The 22,195-nt window shown below is 59.4% G+C and carries 20 protein-coding genes; 12 read left to right on the top strand and 8 right to left on the bottom strand.

Features of this window, described 5'->3' with window-relative positions:
- The first annotated feature begins 102 nt into the window (after positions 1-102).
- Genes thiC through K3727_06540 form a run of 7 tightly spaced genes read left to right on the top strand, consistent with a single transcriptional unit; the run spans position 103 to position 6,114 of the window.
- Entirely contained in the window at positions 103-1,926 is a 1,824-nt protein-coding gene (gene thiC, locus K3727_06570) for a phosphomethylpyrimidine synthase ThiC (protein UWQ92450.1), read from the top strand.
- Entirely contained in the window at positions 1,923-2,891 is a 969-nt protein-coding gene (locus tag K3727_06565; protein ID UWQ92449.1) for an FAD-dependent oxidoreductase, read from the top strand. Before thiC ends, K3727_06565 begins: the two co-directional genes overlap by 4 nt.
- On the top strand, positions 2,860-3,057 hold the full coding sequence (thiS, locus tag K3727_06560) for a sulfur carrier protein ThiS (protein ID UWQ92448.1): 198 nt from the start codon (positions 2,860-2,862) through the stop codon (positions 3,055-3,057). The genes K3727_06565 and thiS overlap by 32 nt, the downstream gene beginning before the upstream one ends.
- Positions 3,058-3,060: 3 nt before the next feature.
- Positions 3,061-3,828 (top strand): thiazole synthase, encoded by a 768-nt coding sequence (locus K3727_06555; protein ID UWQ92447.1) that lies wholly within the window; start codon positions 3,061-3,063, stop codon positions 3,826-3,828.
- On the top strand, positions 3,828-4,436 hold the full coding sequence (locus K3727_06550; protein ID UWQ93293.1) for a thiamine phosphate synthase: 609 nt from the start codon (positions 3,828-3,830) through the stop codon (positions 4,434-4,436). Before K3727_06555 ends, K3727_06550 begins: the two co-directional genes overlap by 1 nt.
- The gene (locus K3727_06545; protein ID UWQ92446.1) at positions 4,433-5,401 is read left to right on the top strand and encodes a HesA/MoeB/ThiF family protein; all 969 of its coding nucleotides are present in this window, start codon (positions 4,433-4,435) and stop codon (positions 5,399-5,401) included. Before K3727_06550 ends, K3727_06545 begins: the two co-directional genes overlap by 4 nt.
- Entirely contained in the window at positions 5,398-6,114 is a 717-nt protein-coding gene (locus tag K3727_06540) for a hydroxymethylpyrimidine/phosphomethylpyrimidine kinase (protein UWQ92445.1), read from the top strand. The genes K3727_06545 and K3727_06540 overlap by 4 nt, the downstream gene beginning before the upstream one ends.
- Here K3727_06540 and K3727_06535 read toward each other — a convergent pair.
- The 6 genes from K3727_06535 to bioB are packed head-to-tail and all read right to left on the bottom strand — an operon-like array spanning position 6,111 to position 11,556.
- Positions 6,111-6,899: a methyltransferase domain-containing protein gene (locus tag K3727_06535; GenBank protein UWQ92444.1), complete on the bottom strand. Its 789-nt coding sequence runs from the start codon at positions 6,897-6,899 to the stop codon at positions 6,111-6,113. The genes K3727_06540 and K3727_06535 overlap by 4 nt on opposite strands.
- Positions 6,896-7,522 (bottom strand): DUF452 family protein, encoded by a 627-nt coding sequence (locus tag K3727_06530; protein ID UWQ92443.1) that lies wholly within the window; start codon positions 7,520-7,522, stop codon positions 6,896-6,898. The genes K3727_06535 and K3727_06530 overlap by 4 nt, the downstream gene beginning before the upstream one ends.
- Positions 7,523-7,524: 2 nt before the next feature.
- Positions 7,525-8,823 carry an adenosylmethionine--8-amino-7-oxononanoate transaminase gene (gene bioA, locus K3727_06525; protein ID UWQ92442.1) on the bottom strand — a complete coding sequence of 433 codons (1,299 nt, stop codon included), beginning with the start codon at positions 8,821-8,823 and terminating at the stop codon, positions 7,525-7,527.
- Entirely contained in the window at positions 8,820-9,446 is a 627-nt protein-coding gene (gene bioD, locus K3727_06520) for a dethiobiotin synthase (protein ID UWQ92441.1), read from the bottom strand. The genes bioA and bioD overlap by 4 nt, the downstream gene beginning before the upstream one ends.
- A complete protein-coding gene (locus tag K3727_06515; GenBank protein ID UWQ93292.1) occupies positions 9,443-10,582 on the bottom strand; it encodes an 8-amino-7-oxononanoate synthase in 1,140 nt (379 codons plus the stop codon). The genes bioD and K3727_06515 overlap by 4 nt, the downstream gene beginning before the upstream one ends.
- A complete protein-coding gene (gene bioB / locus K3727_06510) occupies positions 10,579-11,556 on the bottom strand; it encodes a biotin synthase BioB (GenBank protein UWQ92440.1) in 978 nt (325 codons plus the stop codon). The genes K3727_06515 and bioB overlap by 4 nt, the downstream gene beginning before the upstream one ends.
- Before the next feature lie 171 nt (positions 11,557-11,727).
- Between bioB and K3727_06505 the strand changes: the two genes are divergently transcribed.
- From K3727_06505 to K3727_06485, 5 genes are all read left to right on the top strand, one after another.
- Positions 11,728-12,216, top strand: coding sequence for a hypothetical protein (locus K3727_06505; GenBank protein UWQ92439.1), 489 nt, complete (start codon positions 11,728-11,730; stop codon positions 12,214-12,216).
- 1 nt (position 12,217) lies between these two features.
- Entirely contained in the window at positions 12,218-14,080 is a 1,863-nt protein-coding gene (locus K3727_06500; GenBank protein UWQ92438.1) for a hypothetical protein, read from the top strand.
- Positions 14,081-14,126: 46 nt separating this feature from the next.
- Positions 14,127-15,605, top strand: coding sequence for a hypothetical protein (locus K3727_06495; GenBank protein UWQ92437.1), 1,479 nt, complete (start codon positions 14,127-14,129; stop codon positions 15,603-15,605).
- 177 nt (positions 15,606-15,782) lie between these two features.
- A complete protein-coding gene (locus tag K3727_06490; GenBank protein UWQ92436.1) occupies positions 15,783-17,819 on the top strand; it encodes a hypothetical protein in 2,037 nt (678 codons plus the stop codon).
- A gap of 124 nt (positions 17,820-17,943) precedes the next feature.
- The gene (locus K3727_06485; GenBank protein ID UWQ92435.1) at positions 17,944-19,305 is read left to right on the top strand and encodes a hypothetical protein; all 1,362 of its coding nucleotides are present in this window, start codon (positions 17,944-17,946) and stop codon (positions 19,303-19,305) included.
- Between the two features lie 215 nt (positions 19,306-19,520).
- Here the strand turns inward: K3727_06485 and dmdD are convergent, their stop codons facing one another.
- Entirely contained in the window at positions 19,521-20,327 is an 807-nt protein-coding gene (gene dmdD, locus K3727_06480; GenBank protein UWQ92434.1) for a methylthioacryloyl-CoA hydratase, read from the bottom strand.
- Positions 20,328-20,382: 55 nt separating this feature from the next.
- Positions 20,383-22,155: an acyl-CoA dehydrogenase gene (locus K3727_06475; GenBank protein ID UWQ92433.1), complete on the bottom strand. Its 1,773-nt coding sequence runs from the start codon at positions 22,153-22,155 to the stop codon at positions 20,383-20,385.
- Positions 22,156-22,195: the final 40 nt, after the last annotated feature.

Below are 22,195 nucleotides of genomic sequence, written 5' to 3'. Positions count from 1 at the left end.
GCATCGTGCAAGTCCCGAACAAGAGGGCCTGTACACCCTCTGTTTCCCTCGGCCTAACCTCATCTGGTGTCTTTTTGAGTTGAGAGCTTGAGGAGCACCGAAATGAACGTCCCCAATCCCAAAATCACCACGGGCGAATTGCCTGCGTCGCGCAAGATCTATGTCCCGGGCCAGATGCACCCGGATGTGCGCGTGCCGATGCGCGAAATCTCTGTACACCCCACCGCGGGCGAAGCGCCGCTGCCAGTCTATGACAGCTCGGGCCCCTATACCGATCCCAACGTGCTGACCGACATCAAACAGGGTCTGGAGCCCCTGCGCCGCAAATGGATCGAAGCCCGTGGTGATGTCGAGGAATACGACGGGCGTGACATCACCGCCGCAGACAACGGCTTTGTCGAAGGCGACCGCCTGACGCCTGAATTTCCGGTCAAACCACGCCCCCTGCGCGGCAAGGACGGCAAGGCCGTGACCCAGTTGGCTTATGCCCGCGCCGGGATCGTCACACCCGAAATGGAGTATATCGCGATCCGCGAAAACCAGCTGCGCGACCTGTCACCCTGTCATGGTGCGACAGATCGTGATGGTCACGACTGGGGGGCCAATATCCCCGACTATGTCACGCCCGAATTTGTCCGCGACGAAGTCGCCGCCGGGCGCGCCATCATCCCGTCAAACATCAACCACCCGGAATCCGAGCCGATGATCATCGGTCGTAATTTCCTGGTCAAGATCAACGCCAATATGGGCACCTCGGCTGTCACCTCCTCCATGGAGGAAGAGGTGGACAAGATGGTTTGGTCGATCCGCTGGGGCGCTGACACCGTCATGGATCTGTCGACGGGGCGCAACATCCACAACACCCGTGAATGGATCATTCGCAACGCGCCTGTGCCCATCGGCACCGTGCCGATGTATCAGGCGCTGGAAAAGGTAAACGGCATCGCCGAAGACCTGACCTGGGAGGTATTTCGCGACACGTTGATCGAACAGGCGGAACAGGGCGTGGACTATTTCACCATCCACGCGGGCGTGCGGCTGCACATGGTGCCGATGACCGTCAACCGCGTGACCGGCATCGTGTCGCGGGGCGGCTCGATCATGGCGAAATGGTGCCTGCATCACCACAAGGAGTCATTCCTCTACGAACACTTCGACGAAATCTGTGACATCTGTCGCCAGTATGACGTGGCCTTCTCGCTTGGTGATGGGTTGCGCCCAGGCTCCATTGCAGACGCCAATGACGAGGCACAGTTTGCGGAGCTGGAAACCCTGGGCGAGCTGACCAAGATCGCCTGGGCCAAGGACTGTCAGGTGATGATCGAAGGCCCGGGCCATGTCGCCATGCACAAGATCAAGGAGAACATGGACAAGCAGCTGGCCTGTTGTGACGAAGCACCGTTTTACACGCTTGGACCACTGACCACCGACATCGCGCCGGGGTATGACCACATCACCTCTGGCATCGGGGCCGCGATGATCGGTTGGTTCGGCTGTGCCATGCTGTGTTACGTGACGCCCAAGGAACATCTGGGCCTGCCCGACCGGGACGACGTAAAAACCGGGGTGATCACCTATAAAATCGCGGCCCATGCCGCCGATTTGGCCAAGGGTCTGCCCGGCGCCCAGCGTCGCGATGACGCGATCAGCCGCGCCCGGTTCGAATTCCGCTGGGAGGACCAGTTCAACCTGGCATTGGACCCCGAAACCGCGCGGGAATTCCACGACCAGACCCTGCCCAAACAGGCTCACAAGGTGGCGCATTTCTGCTCCATGTGCGGGCCGAAATTCTGTTCGATGCGGATCAGCCACGACATCCGCGCCGAAGCGCAAAAGGAAGGTATGGAGGCCATGGCCGAGAAGTTCCGGACCGGTGGCGAACTCTATATGCCGGTGAACGACCCTGCCTTGGAGCCGGGCGAATGATCACCATCGCAGGGGCCGGCGTTGCCGGCCTCGCCAGCGCCTGGGAACTGGCGCGCCGGGGGGCACAGGTGACGGTTTTTGAAACCGGCACCGCGCCTGCTGACAACCCCTGTTCCTGGTTTGCCGGCGGGATGCTGGCCCCCTGGTGCGAAGGTGAAACGGCCGACGCGCAAGTGGTTCGGCTGGGTGCCGGGGCCATCGACTGGTGGGCGCAGTTCACTCCTGTCACTCGGGCAGGCACGCTGGTGGTCACCCCACCCCGCGACCGGGCTGAACTGACCCGCTTTGCCCTGCGCACCCAACAGCATCGCGGGGTTACAGGCGACGACATCGCCACGCTGGAACCGGCGTTGGCGGGGCGATTTTCAGACGGTTTGTTTTTTGAGGACGAAGCCCACCTGGATCCGCGCCGGGCGTTGATCGACCTGACCGATGCCGTATTGGCGGTGGGTGTCGACATCCGATACGAGACCCCTGCCCCAGCACAGGTGGATGTGGATTGTCGCGGCATGGCTTCGGGCGTCACCGGGCTGCGTCCGATCCGCGGCGAAATGGCGATCATTGAAACCAAGGACGTGCAGATCACCCGCACCCTGCGGCTGCTGCACCCGCGCATTCCGCTTTATCTCGTGCCGCGCGGGGACGGGATTTACATGATCGGCGCGACCATGATCGAAAGCAGTTCATGGCGGCCCATCACCGTGCGCTCTATGTTGGAACTGCTGGGGGCTGCATTCACCCTGCACCCAGGTCTGGGTGAAGCCAGTGTGATCGAAACCGGTGTCGGTCTGCGTCCGGCATTTGGCGACAATATCCCGCGTCTGTCCCAATGCGGCGACACCACCCATGTGAACGGGCTGTACCGGCACGGATTTCTTCTGGCCCCCGCCCTGGCGGGCCAGCTGGCAACGCAATTCTTTCAGGAACCAAGTGATGCAGATTATCGTGAACGCACAACCGCATGAGATAGCAGGCGCGACCCTGGCACAGGCACTGCACCAGCTCGGATATACCAGCCCCGCCATCGCCACCGCCCTGAACGGTCAGTTCATTCCGCGTGAAGCCCGCGCAGGCACCCCCCTGTCCAACGGTGACCGGCTCGAAGTGCTGGCACCCATGCAAGGGGGATGAAAAATGCTACTTTACGGACACCAAATTCAGTCACGCTTACTTCTGGGAACGGCGCAATACCCCTCTCCCGCAATACTGGTCGACGCAATCCGTGCCAGTGGTACCCAGATCGTTACCGTCAGCTTGCGCCGTGAAGCGGCTGATGGCTCAGGCGCGGGGTTCTGGGGCATGCTGCGCGACACCGGCACACGCATCCTGCCCAACACCGCAGGGTGTCATTCGGTGCAGGAGGCCGTGACCACAGCCCAAATGGCGCGCGAAGTTTTTGGCACCAATTGGATCAAGCTGGAAGTGATCGGACATTCCGACAGCCTGCAACCGGATGTTTTTGCCCTGGTCGAATCCGCGCGGATCCTGTGCGACGATGGCTTTCAGGTGTTTCCCTATACCACCGACGACCTGGTGGTGGGGGAAAAGCTGGTTCAGGCGGGGTGTGAGGTGCTGATGCCCTGGGGGGCACCCATCGGGTCCGGTCAGGGGCTACGCAACCCGGACGCTCTGCGCGCAATGCGGGCCCATTTCCCTGATATTCCGTTGATCGTGGATGCCGGGATCGGGCGCCCTTCGGATGCAGTGGAGGCAATGGAACTGGGCATGGACGCGGTTCTGCTGAATACAGCCGTGGCCAAAGCGGGCAATCCTGTGCAAATGGCCCAAGCCATGGCAGCCGCCATCGACGCAGGCCGTGCCGGGTTCAGCGCCAGCCCAATGGAACGGCGCGACATGGCCGTGCCCTCAACCCCAATCCTGGGACTGGCAGAGTTGGCATGATGGAACGGTTTTATTTGATTGTCGGCCATGTGGGTCGGTTGGAGCTGCTGGTACCCCATGGTGTGAAACTGGTGCAACTGCGGATCAAGGACCAGCCCAAGGCCGAGGTCCGCCGCCAGATCACCCGTGCCCGCGATTTTTGTGCCGTTCATGGCGCGCAACTGGTGGTGAACGACTATTGGGACCTCGCGCTGGACCTGCGCTGTTCCTTCGTGCATCTGGGACAGGAAGACATGGACGATGCCGATTTGGGCGCGTTGCGGCGGGCCGGAGTGCGTATCGGTCTGTCGACACATGACGAGACTGAACTGGATCGGGCACTGACCCATGATCCGGCCTATGTGGCGCTGGGACCGGTCTATCCCACTTTGCTGAAAAAGATGAAATGGGACCCGCAGGGACTGGAACGGGTGGGCCGGTGGAAACAGATGGCCGGGCGTACGCCCCTGGTGGCCATCGGTGGTTTGACGCCGGGCCGTTTGCCCGGTGTCTTTGCCGCCGGAGCCGACAGCGCCGCAGTGGTCACGGATATCCAGATGGCACAAAACCCCGAGGCAAGGACGCGGGACTGGATCGCTGCCTGTGCTCCGCAGGTGGCACCGGCATGAACCGCTATGCCCGTCAGATGCTCTTGCCCGACATCGGCCAAATCGGTCAGGCCCGATTGGCGGACGCGCATGTGCTGGTGGTCGGTGCCGGGGGGCTGGGCTGTCCAGTTTTGCAATATCTGGTCGGTGCCGGGGTTGGCGAAATCACCCTGTTCGATCCCGACCGGGTTGAAGAAGGCAATCTGCACCGTCAGCCCCTGTATCGAATGACCGACATCGGGCACCCCAAGGCACAGGCGGCACAGGCGCATCTGTTGGCCGCACAACCCGATCTGCGCCTGCATCCCCGGATCTGTGCTTTGACGCCTGCAAATGCCCACACAGCGGTTGCGCTCTCTGATCTGGTGATTGACGCAGCTGACAGTTTTGCAGTGTCCTATATCCTGTCAGATACCTGTCTGTCCCAGGGGAAACCGCTGATCTCGGCGTCGGCCCTGGGGCAATCCGGCTATGTCGGCGGGTTCTGCTGTCAGGCACCCAGCCTGAGAGCCGTGTTCCCGGATCTCCCCGAACACGCCGCTTCTTGTGCCACTGCCGGGGTTTTGGGACCGGTGGTCGGGGTGATTGGATCCTTGCAAGCCCAAATGGCGCTGCGGGTGCTGCTGGCGTGCGACCCTTCGCCATTGGGCACAATGGCAACGCTGGATCTCGCTACCATGCAATTGGGGCAATTCTCGTTTCTTGGGGCACCCGAGCCGGACCGGCAGATGCCCTTTGTGGCCCTACAGGATGTCAAACCCGAGGATCAGCTGGTCGAATTGCGCCCCACCTGCGAGGTTCCAGAGATGGCAATCCATTCAGCACGACGGATCGCGCCCGATGCCATGGCCGATGCCACCTTCTCGACCCGGCACCGCATCATCCTGTGCTGCCGCAGCGGGCTGCGGGCCTGGCGTGCCGGTCGCCAGTTGCAACAGCGTGGCTTTACGGACATTGCCCTGATGGCAGATGGAGATGTTGTGTGACGCATTTGTTGGTTATCGCGGGCACCGACAGCAGCGGTGGCGCGGGATTAAGCCGTGACATCGCCACCGCTCAGGCGTTTGGCGTTTCGGTCTGCCCGGTTGTTACCGCCGTCACAGCCCAGACCCATGGCGCATTGCACAGGATCCAGCCGATGCCACCGGACCTGATCCGGGCACAGATTGTTGCCGCGCTGGACAGCGTGGGCATAACGGCCATCAAGATTGGAATGCTCGGCAATGGCGAGAGTGTCAAAGCCGTGGCAGACTCGCTCGCTCCTACCGGGTTGCCTATCGTTCTGGACCCTGTGTTACGGGCCACATCGGGCGGATCACTCTTGACCCAGGCCGGCATGCGGGTCCTGTTGCGGGACCTGATGTCACTGGTGCGTGTGGTCACGCCAAACCTTGATGAGTTAACCCAGTTGTCAGGTCTGCCTGCCGCCGGGATCGCAACACAGGTTCGCGCCCTGCACCAACAGGGGTGTCCGGGTGTTCTGGTCAAGGGCGGGCATGATACAGGGCCCGAAAGCATTGACCAATTGTTTGAACACGACGGAAACACCCTGTTGCGCGCCCCGCGGCTGGCTGTCCAAAAGCGGGGCACCGGATGTACACTTGCGACGGCAATTGCCTGTGGGTTGGGCCGCGGTCACTCGTTGAGCACCGCCTGTCGATCCGCCAAGACCCATGTTCAGACCTGGTTGGCCTGTTAGATCTTGCATGCCAGCATCCAGACCGCATCATACGTCAGCGGCAACCCCTGCGCCGTGCCAAACTGTGCGTCATAATCCCGCTCGAACTTTTGCAACCGGGCCCGGCTCCAACCGCCCTGGGCATTTCCATTCACCCCCGTCTCGCGAAGATGACGCAACACAGCGCGAACCGTCGGAAAATACATGCGGGTCTGTATCTGACGGGTCGCCATCAGCGCCATCCCCTGTGGTATCATCGCGGCCCAGTCGCCTGCATTGCGATACCCCGGCGCACTGGCCGAAGATCCCAACGCCTGAAGTTCGCCAAACTGGTCCTGCCCAAACCCGCTGAGCGCAATCCACCCGCCCGATTCCAGTCGGTTCGACAGATCCCGCAAAAGGCACCGATGGTCCGGGATCCACTGTACAACCGACGCCGAGGCGATCAGATCGAACGTCCCCTCCGGATCCAGCCGCTCGACTGGGCCAGCTTGAAACCGGGCCCTTTGCCCGGCAGGCAGCCTTGCCATGACATGGGGCTCACAGTCACCCACCAGATCGTTCAGCGCCAGATCCGCAATCGACAGTCGATCAACCAGCGCCCGGGTCAAATGCCCGGTCCCGCATCCAAATTCGAGACACCGACCAACAGCCTGCGCTCCGCGGTGCGTGACAACCATATCTGCCAAGTTTCGTGCGATATCTGCCTGAACCGATGCCGATTGGTGATAAGAACTCAGACCCCGGCAAAAGCTTTGGCGGACGCGAGATGCCGGAGGCGACGAGGGGGGCGAAAAATCTCTCATGTCCACAGCGCCTCTACCCTGTCAAAACGATCAAACGGGGCATGAGGGGCATCGGTCATATACCGAATGACGCTGCTTTGCCCGGCCCAGGCCCGATCCAGATTGGCCGGCGGAAAGATGCGGTCGCCGGTGCTGATCCAGACCCGGTGAAACATCACTTTGCCCGGCGTCGCGCGGGATTGAACCGCAGCCAATTCGGCCTGACGCGCCGCAATATCAATCTGCAAGGGCGGTTGAGGCGCGTCAAAAACCCGCGCAACGAAGCTTTGAAATGACTCTGCGGACAACCCGGTTTGGGTCTTGGAATAAATCATCGGCGGAATGCCCATGCGCCGATCTGCCGGGGTCAGCGTGCCATTGACCGCAATCTTGCGGGTAAACGGGTCTGCACGCCCGTCCTGCCAATGCGCATAGCCCGCCACCCCAAAGGACCAGGCCAGCAGGATACGCTCCTCATAGGCGTCCAACCCCTTGGGGGTCCAGTCGAGTTCACGATAGTCGCTGACAAACAACAGATCGCAATCCTGCGCCAGATGGACAAAGGGGTCAGGACCGATGGCCCAGCCGCCAAAGACCACCAAAACACGTTTTGCACCGGTTCTGCTGATCCACTCTTCCCGCATGATTACAGCTCCCGCGCCAGACGCAGCATTCCGGCGGTTATTTCGCTCAGCTGATCCGGCGTCGTGATAAAGGGCGGCATAGTGTAGATATTGGTGCCAAAGGGGCGCAGGAACACGCCCATCTCACGGGCGCGGGCGTGGGCCTCATCCGCGGACACCCGATGTTTCATCTCGATAACACCGATGGCACCCAACACCCTGACGTCAGCGACATTTTCATAGCTGCGCGCCGGTGCCAATTCGGCCTCCATCTGTTCGGCAATGGCACCTACCGTCCCCTTCCAGTCCTGCCCAGTCAGCAGATCCAGCGAGGCCTTGGCAGCAGCACAGGCCAGCGGGTTGGCCATATAGGTCGGCCCATGCATAAAGATGCCAGGGTTGCCGCCCCCGACCCCTTCGGCAACGCGATCATTGGTCATGGTGGTCGCGAATGAGATATGCCCGCCGGTCAACCCCTTGCCCAGACAAATGATATCCGGTTCCACGGTGCAGAACCCGGTCGCAAACAGCTCGCCCGTGCGGCCAAAGCCCGTGGCGATTTCGTCAAAGATCAGCAGAATTCCCAACTCGTCACACAGGGCACGGGCCTGGTTCAAGTATTCGGGGTGGTAAAAATACATGCCACCGGTGCCCTGCACCACAGGTTCCAGAATGAAACCGGCGATCTTGTCGGCGCTGGCCTCCAGCACCTGACGCAGCTCACCCAGGCCATTCAGGGCCGGGTCGTCGGTCCACTCTTCGTTGATACGGATCGGCGGGCGTGACACAAAATGCTGAACGCTCAACGCTCCTTGGAACAGGTGGTGCATGCCGGTATCGGGATCACAGACGCTCATCGCCTTCCAGGTGTCCCCGTGATAGCCTGATCGGATGGTGGCAAACTGACTGCGGCCCACAAACCCCATGGCGTGCTGGTACTGCACCGCCATTTTCATCGCCACCTCAACGGAAACGGACCCGCTGTCGCAATAAAAAATGCGGGTCAGGCTGTCGGGCGAGACCTCCAGCAATTTGCGGCCCAGATCTATCGCCGGATCATGGGTCAACCCCCCGAACATCACATGCGGCAGCGTGTCGAGTTGGCGATGGATCGCATGGGTAATCGCCGGGTTGCGGTGGCCATGCATCATGCACCACCACGAGGACATCGCGTCGATCAACCGGGTGCCATCATCCAGCGTGATGTACATCCCTTCGCTTTCCTTGACCACAAAGGTCGGACCGGGTTTGACCACATTGGTATAGGGGTGCCACAGGTGTTTCTGGTCAAATTCCAGCGGGGTCAGATCGGACACACTCATTTCAGGGCCTCCCGTATGACGGTCATATCGATGGCACCAGAGAAGGCGGCTCTCAGAGTTTGCGGTGTCAGATCGGACAGCATGGGCAGCCGTCCCAGTCGCGGCACACCGCCAAAATCGACAATGGTCTGTTCAACGTCCGGTTCGGGATCACCGATAAAGACAACGCCAACAACGTCACATCCCGCAATCTTTAGCGCCTGAAGCGACAGTAATGTGTGGTTGATCGTGCCGAGCTGTGTGCGGGCGCACAGGATCACCGGTGCCCCCCAGTTGGCAAACAGGTCCAGATACAGAACATCCCGGTTCAAAGGCACCATGACCCCCCCGGCCCCTTCGGCCACCAGAACCGCGTCGGTTTGTGGCAAATCCAAGGTATTGGGGTCAATTTCCACCCCTTCGGCTTCGGCCGACAAATGCGGCGAGGCGGGCAGCGTCAGCAGGCAACCTTCGGGCAGAACAGGGCGACCGGACAGGCGGGCCACAATCTGGCTGTCGGTTTCTTCTTCCAACCCGGATTGCACCGGCTTCCAGTAAACGGCTTGCAGCGCGTCCACCAATCCGGCGGAAAAAATGGTTTTGCCAATGCCGGTATCGGTGCCGGTCACGATAAGCGCGTTCATGCAAAAACCCCTTGTATCAGCGGCACCAGATCGCCAAACGCCCGAGTGATGACATTTGAAGACGTGTTCGGCGTGATCGAAACCCGCAACCGTGACGTGCCACGCGGCACTGTCGGCGGACGAATGCCGCGAATGTCGTGCCCCTGTTCCTGCAACGCAGCCGCGACCTGCATCGTGGCTTTGTCATCGCCAATGATCACTGGCATGATCTGGCTTTGAAATCCGGTCAGACCACACAATCTTTCGGCTTCGGCCCAGGCATGGTGGATCCCGACCCAAACCTGTGCACGACGCTCCGGGTTGTCCTGAAGGTCCCGCAATGCCGCCCGAACCAACGCCGCATTCAGAGGCGACGGCGCAGTGGCAAAGATAAAGGCCCGCGCCTTGTTCACCAGAGTTTCGATCAACACGGATTGCCCACAGATCAGCGCGCCGGACACGCCCAAAGCCTTGCCACAGGTATGCAAGGACAGAACATTTGGCAGAGGGGCGATTTCATGGGCCAACCCCCGGCCCATATCCCCGAAAACGCCCGTCGAATGCGCCTCGTCGACGACCAGAACTGCGTCTTCGAGTTGGGCCAGCTCCAATAGGTCGGACAGCGGCGCAATATCGCCCTCCATGGAATAGAGCGCCTCGACAGCGATCCAGATCTGCCCCCGGCCGCCCGCGGCGCGCCAGGTTTCGATTTCCTGTCGACAGGCGTCTACGTCATTGTGGGCAAAGCTGCGTCGCTCGGCACGCCCAAGCCGCATTCCGTCGTGGGTGCTGGCATGGATCAGCGCGTCATGCAGGACCAGATCGCCCTGTTGTGGCAGGGTCGAAAAGATTGCCAGATTGGCATTGAACCCACCGCTCATGAACAACGCGGCCTCAGTCCCAAAGAACACCGCTGCTTCGGTTTCGAGCAGCACATGTTCGCTGGCATTGCCCCGCAACAGGCGCGACCCACCGGCCCCAACCGGAACCCCACGGGCCAATGCATCGCCTGCCGCCTGACACATCAGGTCCGAACCGGCCAGTCCCAGATAATCGTTTGACGCAAAATCATGCCCGGCCCGCGGTGCCAACTGCCGATAGCGTCCGCGTGTCTTCAGCGCATCCAGAGCGCGTTCATGGCGGGCAAAGCCGGTCATCGCGACCCGTCGCACCCCACGTTCATCGCCTCCAGGCCCAGACGGGCAAACAGCTGACTGTCCTTGTCTTCTTCGGGGTTGTCTGCGGTCAGCAACGTGTCGCCCACAAAGATGGAATTCGCTCCGGCGAATACGCACATGGCCTGCAGTTCGTCTGTCATGTCAGTCCGGCCTGCAGACAGGCGCACATGCGATTTCGGCATCAGGATCCGCGCAAGAGCAATAGTGCGCACAAATTCGATCGGATCCAGCGGCTTTACATCGGCCAGCGGCGTATCCGCAATCGGGATCAGCATGTTGACCGGAACGGAATCGGGATGCTCCTCCAACGTTGCCAGAGCCAAGAGCATATCGACCCGGTCCATCTGCTGTTCACCCATTCCGACGATACCACCGGCACAGACCTTCATTCCCGCCTCGCGCACCCGGTTCAACGTGTCGATCCTGTCGGCAAACGTACGCGTGGTGATGATCTCGGAATAATAGCGCTCCGAGGTGTCGATATTGTGGTTGTAGTAATCCAGCCCCGCATCGCGCAGACGAAACACCTGGTTGTCGTCCAACATGCCCAACGTCATGCAGGTTTCCATTCCCAGGCCTTTGACCCCTTCGATCATCGCCTCGAGCGCGGCCATGTCCCGATCTTTGGGCGACCGCCAGGCAGCCCCCATGCAATACCGGGTTGCTCCGCCATCCCTGGCCTTCTTCGCCTCGGCGATCACCCGCTCGACCTCGATCAGTTTCGATGCGGACAGCTGCGCGCCATTGCGCGCCGACTGAGAGCAATAGGCACAATCTTCGGCGCAGCCGCCGGTCTTGATGCTCAGCAGCTTGGATTTCTGGACCTGATTGGGGTCAAAATGCTGCCGATGAACCGTATGGGCCTGAAAGAGCAGATCCATGAACGGCTGGTTATAGATCTTCTCCGCTTCTTCGCGTGTCCAGTCCGTGCGCAAGGTGCTTTGATCCAACATGTGGCATCCGCTCCAAAATATAGATAACTTTTCAGGGGCCCCTCGGGGGTTTTGCGTTTTATAGATAAAATTGCAGCAGCGAGGCAAGGTCTTTCCTGCCACCGCCTCAATTCGCCGCAACCAAGGCCAGGATCACCATCAAATGCGCGCTCTGGGTCGTCTGCAAAACCGGTGTCCGCCCAACGAAACCAGCCGCCACCGAACCCAGCCACCACCGAACGAGGAAAAAGTCAGCGTCTCTTTACGAAAAAGACCTGTCTGAACAGTGTCGAGCAAGGTTCTGACACCACTGAAAACCCTGATTTTCCAACACAGATCCGTTTCACCGCCTGCGGGGCGTTCTGCGACACCACTCCGCCGGTCTCAACACGGTTCTGCAAGGCAGCTTTTGGACTCCGATCGAAAACCATGTGGGACGGCAATTTCCGCCTACCTTTCCGGGCGTCCATTTTGGCCCAGAACCTGCGGGGACAGGCAACCGACTGTCTGCCCCCCGGCGCGGCAGAAACCGCGAAAACCTTGACGCAGAAAGCGCAAATCCGTCACATGGAGTCAAAGGGTGTTCAAAATACCGGTGTGTCCTGCGTTCCTTTTGCTCATATGAGCAGCCGTATTTTTCTGCGTGGGGACATCCTGTACGGATTTTCAGGGAGTTATTAGTATGACAATTTCGATTGATGGCACGCCTTCTGTGATGGGACTGGGGAGTGGGCGAACCTATCGGGTCGGCGACGCAGCGGTCACAGTCAACGGCAACCGGATCTCGTCTGTGAATGATGACGGGCTGGTGTTTGACACGGTTGAATTTGCCGACGCCAGCGGACTTGGCCTGGGCAATCTCACCACATATCATCTGCATGATAACACAGACGGCAGCATGACCCTGTTCTATCAGATCCGGGATGCCGATCCGCTGCCTGTGACCATCTCGAACTGGAAGATCACACTGGACGCTGCCACTGGCGCTGCTGTCGCGCCCGCCGAGGAGCTGACAGAAGGCCCTTTGTCGGCCACCGACCAAACCATGTTGCACCATGCCTATTCCCTGCCTGATGGCAATATTTTGATCCACAACTGGATGGGTCTGTCGCTGATGGACAATGATGGGGCACTGGTGACCTCGGTTGGAAACCCCGGTTTTGATCGGTTTGTGGGCGGTGTTTTCGGAGAACAATTGAGCTGGAGCACTGTGGGTCTGGACGGTGTCTTTGCCGTGGGCGCGGCCCGGACCGTGGGCAGCGGCGCGCCTGCCGCCTTGCGGTTCTACAGTTACGATGGCACGGCGGTCGGGGATGTCATTGATATTGGCAACCCGGACAACACCGGTCTCGGCAATACACCTGCGGTTCAGCTCGAACGCCTGAGCGATGGGAACCTGTTGGTCGTCTGGGTCGAAAACAATGCTGGCTCAGGCGATGACAGCCAAACGTCGGTCTGGTTCAAAATCCTTTCCGCATCCGGGGCAGAAATCCGGGAAACGACGTTGGTCAACACCGAAGAAACCCGCGACAGACAGGACATGCCTATCGTCACCGCCACGGAAAACGGTTTCGTGATCGGGTATTCGGTTCTGACGTTTTCGGCACCGGCCCTGAACGAAGGACGACTAAAAGAGTTTGCCAATGACGGGACCGAGCTGAGCCTGTTGACGAGCGCCTATAACTGGTCAGCGGATGACTTTGTGCGCACGGACAACAACACGGCCATCATCGTTGGCGGTCTTGTCACCGAGCTGGTTCTGCCTGGGGACGACACACCTTTGCACAGTGGCGATGGCGGAAGCGCTCCGATCACCGGCTCGCCCAATCCGGATGTTCTGACCGGAACGGCGGGTGATGACACCATCCTGGGGTTGGGCGACAATGACCGTCTGTTGGGCGACGCGGGCAATGACAGCCTTGATGGTGGGCCCGGCGCGGATACACTGAATGGGGGCGAAGGCAACGATGTTATCATCGGCGGGCCAGCGGCGGATGATCTACGCGATGTGATCTATGCCGGAGCGGGCGATGACAGCATCGACGCAGGTGCCGGCAATGATCAGGTGTTTGGCCAGGCGGGCAACGATACCATCGCCGGTGGCGCGGGTGTTGATGACCTACAGGGTCAGGACGGGGATGACGTGATCACCGGCTCGGCGTTTTCCGATCTGGTGTTTGGCGGCGCGGGCAATGATTTTGTCAACGGCGGCTTTGGTCATGACAGGATCAACGGCGGGTCGGGCGCGGACAAGTTCTTTCACGTCGGCGTCGAAGGACACGGGTCGGACTGGGTGCAGGATTATGTGGCCGCGGACGGCGATGTGCTGCTCTGGGGGGGCGGTGCCGCCACCGCCGGCGATTTCCAGGTCAACCTGGCCCATACTGCCAATGACGCGGGCGAACGGTCAGGCGATGACGGCGTGCAGGAGGCGTTTGTGATCTACAAGCCCAGCGAACAGATCATCTGGGCGCTGGTCGATGGCGGCGGCCAAAGCGCGATCAACATCCAGATCGGCGGCGATACATTCGATCTGCTGGCCTAAGCCTCACTTGAAAGAGCCGGTATTGTGAACGACTATTGGAGGTAAAATGACATATCAAATTATTGGCCCCAGCTCCGCTTCAGTCGCGGAAGGTCGAGACATTATTTTTGCGGTCACCCGTACGAATACCAATTTCGAAATCCTGACCCTCAACACAATTTCGGGTGGTTCATACTCTGAAAATGACGGCGACCACTCGATCATCTCCAATCAATGGTTGATGTTCAACACCGGAGAGACGAGCAAGTTCGTAACCATTTCAACAACTGACGACACAAGGTTTGAGGGAGATGAGCTTTTTGCGCTGCAGTTGAGTGAAGACAGCTACTACCCGCCACGTCTCGCAAGCTACATTACGAGATTTGATTTCACGATTGTCGACAATGATTCCGAACCCGCCGTTTATACGTTTGGACCGGTTCCGGATATCCTTGAAGGCAACTCCGGCACAAAAACGGTAGAGCTGACCATTGAACGCAGCGGCAATCTGCAAGCCGAAACTGTCTATTATCGAACAGTCGACGGGACTGCGACGCGGTTTCAAGATTTTGGCTTCATCTCTCCCGAGCCTGTGTCCTTTGGTGCCGGAGAGACCCAAAAGACGATATCATTCGACATATTCGGCGATCGTGGTCTGGAACCGGATGAAACCTTTCAGATCGCATTGGGCAGTTCGGCATCAGACACGAGCCGTCTCGCCGAAGTCGATGTCACGATCTTTTCGGACGATCTCGTGTCTTTTCAGTTTTCGGATGGCGATGACGAGGTCGTACTGACTGACGCAGGCCCACACCGGGCATTTGATGGAAACGACTCTGTGTCTGGAACCGAAGCCGGGGACGACATTCGCGGCGGCAACGGCAATGATCGGCTGGTGGGTGCGGGAGGCAATGACAGCCTCGATGGTGGGCCCGGAGCCGATACGCTCAATGGCGGAGATGGCGACGACGTGATCCTGGGCGGTGTGGCAAGGGACGATCTGCGTGACGTGATCTATGCCGGAGCGGGCGATGACAGCGTGGACGCGGGCGCGGGCAACGACCAGGTGTTTGGCCAGGCGGGCAACGACACCATCGCCGGTGGCGCGGGTGTTGATGACCTGCAAGGTCAGGACGGGGATGACGTGATCACCGGGTCGGCGTTTTCCGATCTGGTGTTTGGCGGCGCGGGCAATGATTTTGTCAACGGCGGCTTTGGCCATGACCGCATCAACGGCGGCACCGGCGCGGACAGGTTCTTTCACGTCGGGATCGCCGATCACGGATCGGACTGGGTACAGGATTATGTGGCCGCAGACGGCGATGTGCTGCTGTGGGGGGGCGGACCAGCCACGGCCAGCGATTTTCAGGTCAACCTGGCCCACACCGCCAATGCCGCGGGCGAACGGTCAGGCGATGACGCAGTGCGGGAGGCCTTTGTCATCTATAAACCAACCGAACAGATCATCTGGGCGCTGGTTGATGGCGGCGGTCAGAGTTCGATCAACATCCAGATCGGCGGCGATACATTCGATCTGCTCGTTTGACAACGCGGGAGGCTGCGTCCTGATCGAAAGTCGCTCTGTGACGACTCCCGAAATGCGGGTGTCGCGCGGGGCGAACATATCCGAAACGGGTATGTCTGTTGATCGAAACTTAACAAGTGTGCGAGGCTACGAGATTGGCGCTCTGATCTGGATCTGCCAAAACCAAGGAGCGTCCTTATGCCCATCACAGAATCCACACAGCGTATTCTAGGCGAGGTTGGCGAGCCGCAGTTAATTGCAAATACAATTGCGCGCTCGCAGCCAATCAATCTCAAGGTCACGGGGCTGTCCGATGGTGGTTTTGTTGCGATCTGGCAGGAAAGTGATGTCAATACCAATGCAGCAATTGGAACCACGACCAACGCTGAGATCAACGATCTCTTTGCTCAACGATATGACGCCTATGGCACTGCCGTTGGTTCTGCGTTCTCGTTAGAGACCACAGCAGGTACTTGGCCCGGGCAGCATCATACGATCCCGCTGGCAGATGGCGGGTTTACGGTCGTTTTCGAGCGTCTGGAAAGCACCGGCACCTTTCCGAACCCGCCCGTCCGAGGTGTCCAGCACAATACGTATAATGACATGGGCGATCTGGTTGCGTCCGTTGATCTGCCAATCCCGTCTGGTTTGTCCGGGCTCACCGGCCTGAGCCTCATCGATAGTGTCCGCTTGAGTGACGGAAAGATCGGGCTTTTGTACAGCGCATCTAATCCCGACTCGATATCATTGAACCTGGTGATTCAGGATACCACCAACCCGGATGCGTTGGTTGAGCCGCGTGAATTGACGTCCAGTTCACTTGCATCTGCGACGTTGGTCGAAAGTGCCGACGGCGGATTTGTTCTGGTCATGGCGCAATTTACGGACGACGGCGGAAGTACACGTATCCTGAGCCAAAGGTTCGATGCCAGCGGTACGGCGGTCGATCTGCTGCCTGTGACAATCCTGACAACGCCACACTATCTGAATGAGGTTGTTGCGACTGGTTTAGATGGTGGCGATCTTCAGCTGAGCTGGGCCCAGGGCGTCGGGACCATATACAACGACGCGTTCAACGGTGACATCATGTCCTTGCGCATAACGTCGTCGGGCGAAATTGTCGGCGAGGGGCCAACGGTCATCAACACCACCCGGGACGGCAACCAGATTTTTCCGGCTGTGACCGGGCTGGGCGTGGATGGGCATGCGATTACCTGGCGCAGCGTGGATGCATCCGCCACAGGCGCAGACGCCGAAAAGCTGTACCTACAGAACTTTGACGCTACTGGGGCCCCAACTGGCGGCGAGATCCTAGTTCCCGAACCGGATCATGCGGACTTCGCCACCCGCAACCTGGGAGGCCTGATGGTGGCCCCACTTGCTGATGGCGGTGTGATCGTATCTTGGGGAGTGTATGAAACGCGCGAAATTGACAGTGCCTCGCACGACTCAGTCGTGTTTAACGATCATGTTTTTCATCGGTTTAACGCGTTTTATGATCTTCCGGGCACTCCGGCAGATGACGTGGTGACGGGTTCGGAATTTGATGATGCTATCAGTGGCTTTGCTGGCAATGACCGGCTGGTTGGTCTTGAGGGTGATGACTTTATCAATGGCCAGGCAGGGGCGGACACCTTGAACGGTGGCGAGGGGCACGACACGTTGCTTGGCGGGTTATCGCCCGAAGATCTGCGCGACATCATCTATGCAGGCGATGGCAATGACAGTGTGGATGCGGGCGCGGGCAATGATTTGGTCTTCGGTCAGGATGGCGATGACACCATTGCCGGGGGCGCTGGGGTGGACGAATTGCAGGGTCAGAACGGTAATGACGTGATCACTGGCTCGGCGTTTTCCGATCTGGTGTTTGGCGGCGCGGGCAACGATTTTGTCAACGGCGGCTTTGGTCATGACCGCATCAACGGTGGCTCCGGGGCGGATAAATTCTTTCACGCGGGCGTTCTGGGGCACGGATCGGACTGGGTGCAGGACTATGTGGCCGCGGACGGCGATGTACTGCTGTGGGGTAGCGGTCCGGCAACGGCCAGCGATTTCCAGGTCAACCTGGCCCATACCGCCAATGCCGCCGGGGAACGGTCAGGCGATGACGCAGTCCAAGAGGCCTTCGTGATTTACAAACCCACCGAACAGATTATCTGGGCGCTGGTTGATGGCGGCGGTCAGAGTTCGATCAACCTCCAGATCGACGGTGATGTGTTCGACCTGTTGGCCTGAACCATAATCTGCCGCAACTGTGAGCGCTGCCATAGGCCCCCAATGTGACTTTTGGCTGGTTTCGAGGTATCATGCCGGGACACGCCAACTTCATAAGGTACACGACTACTGGGGGACATTCGATATGGCAACGATCACGGTAAATTCTGAACTTCGCCTTTCAAGTCTTGAGAATTGGGATGGAGATCTGCTGGCGGCAACTGCGACGCAGATCCGGTTTTCAGATGGCTTCAGGTCCGAAACATATGGCGGCAGCTTCACCTATTCTCCGACCGGTGACGTATTCGGCACGCTGAGATCCTATTCCGAATTCAGGGGCGGCGTTTTGTTTTACAGCATCACCGGCATGTCAGTGGACGCCAATGCCGTTTATCGCGCGGTGGAGATCAACGACAATCTGTTCGAGGCGGCCAGCCTCATGCTGGCCGATGCGGACCAGATTACCGGTTCAACGACCGGGTCGGACGAACTGCCCGGATTGGGCGGAAATGACACGATCAACGGGTTGGGGGGCAACGACACGTTGGATGGCGGCATTGGTGATGACCGGCTTGACGGGGGCAGCGGCAATGATCTTCTGATCGGCGGCAGCGGCACGGATACGGCGGTCTTTTCCGTGGCCTTTGCCGATGTAACCGCGACAGCGACTTCCAGCGGGTTTCAAATCAGCTTTGGGTCCGAAACCGATGACATCCGGGGCGTGGAGTTTTTTCAATTCTCCGATCAAAGGGTCGCAGCTGGCGATTTGATCCCGGAACCAACCGATCCGCCCGTGGACCGGGTCGGGACGGCGGCTGCAGACGCCCTCTCGGGCAACAGCGGCAATGACCGTCTGGTGGGCGAAGGCGGCAATGATACGCTGGATGGCGGACCCGGGGCGGATACGCTCAACGGTGGCGACGGCGATGACCGGATCATCGGTGGGCCAGCCGCAGGTGATCTGCGCGATGTGATCTATGCCGGGGGTGGCAATGACAATATCGACGCAGGTGCGGGCAATGACCTGGTGTTTGGCCAGGGTGGCAATGACACCATTGCCGGGGGTGCAGGTGTGGACGAGCTGCAGGGCCAGGAGGGGGATGACGTGATCACCGGCTCGGCGTTTTCCGATCTGGTGTTTGGCGGCGCGGGGAATGATTTTGTCAACGGTGGCTTTGGCCACGACCGGATCAACGGTGGATCCGGGGCGGATAAATTCTTTCACATCGGGATCGCCGATCACGGGTCTGACTGGGTACAGGATTATGTGGCAGCCGACGGCGATGTGCTGCTGTGGGGCGGGGCTGCGGCCACAGCCAGTGACTTCCAGGTCAACCTGGCCCACACCGCCAATGCTGCCGGCGAACGGTCGGGCGATGATGCGGTGCAGGAGGCGTTCGTAATCTACAAACCCACCGAACAGATCATCTGGGCGCTGGTCGATGGCGGTGGTCAGAGTTCGATCAACATCCAGATCGGCGGCGATGTGTTCGATCTGCTGGCCTAGGTGGTTTGGATAGCTCGACTTGAACTCGAACCGCGATCAAGATGCTGCGGCTGGCTCTTTGTCGACCGGACGGGCGGTTCATACCCATCCGGTCAGTCATAGCCGTTCAACGCCCCTCGCCGTAGTGGGGGGCCGGTCCGCCACGGCCACATCAAAACAGTCGCTGTGCATATGCAGACCGTGCATATTTAGACCGTGCAAACCCCAATAGGGTATTAGCTGTTGGGGCGCACACGTGCTGCTGTTTTATTGGCAAACGCCTCCAGCCGCGCGCGGGCGGCAGGCTGCGTGTTCACAACCCCGGCCACAACGGCTTCGGCATAGGCGGCATCCATCCCGGACATATTGTTCAGATGGCTGATCGCAGAACAAATGGCGTAATTCGTCAACGGCAGGTTTTGCGCGGCTTTGTCAGCCAGTTCCAACGCTTTGTCAAAGCTGGATCCTTCGGTGATGTATTGGGCCAACCCCAAATTCACCGCCTCTTGTCCCTGATAGACACGGCCCATCAGGATCATGTCGATCATCCGGGTCTTGCCGATCATATCCGAGACACGAATGGTGGCACCGCCGCCCGTAAAGATTCCCCGCTGCCCTTCGGGAAGCGCGAAATAGGCAGTCTGGTCGATCACACGGATATGCGCAGCGCTGGCCAGTTCCAGGCCGCCCCCGACAACGGCCCCCTTCAGAGCCGCAATGATCGGGACCCCACCGTATTCCATCTTGTTGAACGCTTCGTGCCAGCGCAGGCAGACATGCATGAATTCGTCCGGGCTACGGTCTTCCTTCCAGTGCTCAACCAGATCGAGCCCTGCGCAGAAATGATCGCCCTTCCCGGCCAGAACCACCGCCTTGACACCGTTCCGATGGGCATTGCTGAAAAAGCTGACCAGTTCTTCGATGGTCGCGGCATCCAGCGCATTTCGTTTGCTGGGCCGGTTCAACGTTACAACAAAAACACCATTGTCACGCTCTTGGATGGCGAGTTTCTCATAGGATTGAGGGTTTATTGTGTCGGACATGTTTACGACCTTTCAGGTTATTCAGCGCAGCGCTGTGTCACGATATTTCCAATGTTCAAAGCTGAATGCCATCGTCAAAAAGGCTCGGGCTGCCCTGAAGGATCCGCGCGCATTCCGCATGGCATTCCACAAGGATGTGATGCGCATAGAATTGCGCGGTCGCGACTTTCTGAGACATGAATTCCACGTCTTCGCCCTGTGCCAGTTTTGCTTCGGCGATCACCGCGGATCGACCCAATTGCCATGCCGTGGCGAGATTTCCCGAAAGCATCAAAAAGGGAACGCCACCTGCAAATGCAGCGTTGGGGTCGCGCCGTGCCGTGTCCAACAACCACGCCAGGCTGGTTTCGAACAGATCCCGCGCCTCGCTCAGCCGATCGGCAATACCTTTGGCCTTTGCGCTACCCTTGCGCAACTCTTCGACGGTCTCCTGAACCATCCCCGAGAACCGGCGTGCAGTGTCCCCGTTGTCGCGCATCACCTTGCGTCCCAAAAGGTCATTGGCCTGAATGGCAGTCGTGCCTTCGTAGATCGGCAGAATGCGAGAGTCCCTGTAGAACTGGGCAACCCCGGTTTCTTCGATAAAGCCCATACCGCCGTGCACCTGGACCCCCAGCGACGTGACCTCGACAGAGCGTTCAGTGCAATATCCTTTGACCAGAGGCACCAGGAACTCGGCCATGGCATCTGCGTCACGCCTGTAGTCTTCGGCCCCGTTATGGGCAATGTCCAGCCATCCGGCCGTGGTGGCGGCCAAGGCCCGACCACCTTCGGTCAAGGCGCGCATACGGAGCAACATTCGGCGCACATCAGGGTGCTGGACAATTGGCACGGCGTCCTTGCTGCTGCCATCTACCGGACGGCTCTGCTGACGCTCCTGCGCATAGGTCACAGCGTGCTGATACGCACGATCAGACACGGCGATGCCCTGGACACCAACCGAAAACCGGGCCGACGTCATCATGACAAACATATACTCGAGCCCGCGATTTTCTTCGCCAATCAAAAAGCCCGTGGCCTTGTCATAGTCGAGCACCGCCGTCGGGCTCGCCCGCACTCCCAGTTTGTGTTCGATGCTGACACATGTGACCGCATTGCGATCCCCCAGCGACCCGTCATCCTGCACCAGATATTTGGGAACGATGAACAGGCTCAACCCTTTGGGGCCGGCAGGAGCCCCCGGCGTCCGGGCAAGAACCAGGTGGACGATGTTTTCAGACAGGTCATGTTCGCCAAAGGTAATAAAAATCTTGGTTCCGGATACCGCAAAAGATCCGTCGCTCTGCGGCTCGGCCTTAGTGCGCACCCGTCCCAAGTCGCTCCCGGCCTGTGGCTCTGTCAGGTTCATCGTCCCCGACCATTGCCCGGTAATCAGGGGTTCCAGATAGCGTTTCTTTTGATCTTCGGATCCGGTGATCAACAAGGCATGAGACGCACCATCCGTCAACAACGGGCACAATCCAAAACTCATGTCAGCAGCGTTGAGCATCTCAGTCGCCGCCGCACCAACAACACGGGGCAGCCCCATTCCGCCAAATTCGGTTGGGTGGGACAGGCTTTGCCAACCCATTTCGACAAATTGACCATAGGCCTGTTCATAGGGCTGCGGCATCACCACCTGTGTGCCGTTGAACTGCGCACCAGTTTCATCACCAATCGTAGACAACGGGGCGATGACATCTTCGCAAAAGCGACCAAACCCTTCGAGCGCGGCCTGGGCGTCTGTCTGATCAATGTCGCTATAGACGCCCAGAGACGTAACCTGCGGCCAACCGGACAGATGCTCGATGTTGAACATAATATCGCGAATTGGCGCCTGGTAAGTCATGTTTTTGATCCCGCAAATTGTTCTATTCCGCCAAATAGGC

Source organism: Rhodobacteraceae bacterium M382 (assembly GCA_025141015.1).
GTDB lineage: Bacteria > Pseudomonadota > Alphaproteobacteria > Rhodobacterales > Rhodobacteraceae > Aliisedimentitalea > Aliisedimentitalea scapharcae.
Note: the sequence above shows the minus strand (reverse complement) of the source record. Positions and strands in the feature narration are given on the sequence as shown.

What these genes read in the sequence shown, in the direction of transcription:
- thiC (UWQ92450.1), top strand. Translation starts at nt 103, where the DNA reads ATGAACGTCCCCAATCCCAAAATCACCACGGGCGAATTGCCTGCGTCG.
- K3727_06565 (UWQ92449.1), top strand. Translation starts at nt 1,923, where the DNA reads ATGATCACCATCGCAGGGGCCGGCGTTGCCGGCCTCGCCAGCGCCTGG.
- thiS (UWQ92448.1), top strand. Translation starts at nt 2,860, where the DNA reads ATGCAGATTATCGTGAACGCACAACCGCATGAGATAGCAGGCGCGACC.
- K3727_06555 (UWQ92447.1), top strand. Translation starts at nt 3,061, where the DNA reads ATGCTACTTTACGGACACCAAATTCAGTCACGCTTACTTCTGGGAACG.
- K3727_06550 (UWQ93293.1), top strand. Translation starts at nt 3,828, where the DNA reads ATGGAACGGTTTTATTTGATTGTCGGCCATGTGGGTCGGTTGGAGCTG.
- K3727_06545 (UWQ92446.1), top strand. Translation starts at nt 4,433, where the DNA reads ATGAACCGCTATGCCCGTCAGATGCTCTTGCCCGACATCGGCCAAATC.
- K3727_06535 (UWQ92444.1), bottom strand. Translation starts at nt 6,899, where the DNA reads ATGAGAGATTTTTCGCCCCCCTCGTCGCCTCCGGCATCTCGCGTCCGC.
- K3727_06530 (UWQ92443.1), bottom strand. Translation starts at nt 7,522, where the DNA reads ATGCGGGAAGAGTGGATCAGCAGAACCGGTGCAAAACGTGTTTTGGTG.
- bioA (UWQ92442.1), bottom strand. Translation starts at nt 8,823, where the DNA reads ATGAGTGTGTCCGATCTGACCCCGCTGGAATTTGACCAGAAACACCTG.
- bioD (UWQ92441.1), bottom strand. Translation starts at nt 9,446, where the DNA reads ATGAACGCGCTTATCGTGACCGGCACCGATACCGGCATTGGCAAAACC.
- K3727_06515 (UWQ93292.1), bottom strand. Translation starts at nt 10,582, where the DNA reads ATGACCGGCTTTGCCCGCCATGAACGCGCTCTGGATGCGCTGAAGACA.
- bioB (UWQ92440.1), bottom strand. Translation starts at nt 11,556, where the DNA reads ATGTTGGATCAAAGCACCTTGCGCACGGACTGGACACGCGAAGAAGCG.
- K3727_06500 (UWQ92438.1), top strand. Translation starts at nt 12,218, where the DNA reads ATGACAATTTCGATTGATGGCACGCCTTCTGTGATGGGACTGGGGAGT.
- K3727_06495 (UWQ92437.1), top strand. Translation starts at nt 14,127, where the DNA reads ATGACATATCAAATTATTGGCCCCAGCTCCGCTTCAGTCGCGGAAGGT.
- K3727_06490 (UWQ92436.1), top strand. Translation starts at nt 15,783, where the DNA reads ATGCCCATCACAGAATCCACACAGCGTATTCTAGGCGAGGTTGGCGAG.
- K3727_06485 (UWQ92435.1), top strand. Translation starts at nt 17,944, where the DNA reads ATGGCAACGATCACGGTAAATTCTGAACTTCGCCTTTCAAGTCTTGAG.
- dmdD (UWQ92434.1), bottom strand. Translation starts at nt 20,327, where the DNA reads ATGTCCGACACAATAAACCCTCAATCCTATGAGAAACTCGCCATCCAA.
- K3727_06475 (UWQ92433.1), bottom strand. Translation starts at nt 22,155, where the DNA reads ATGACTTACCAGGCGCCAATTCGCGATATTATGTTCAACATCGAGCAT.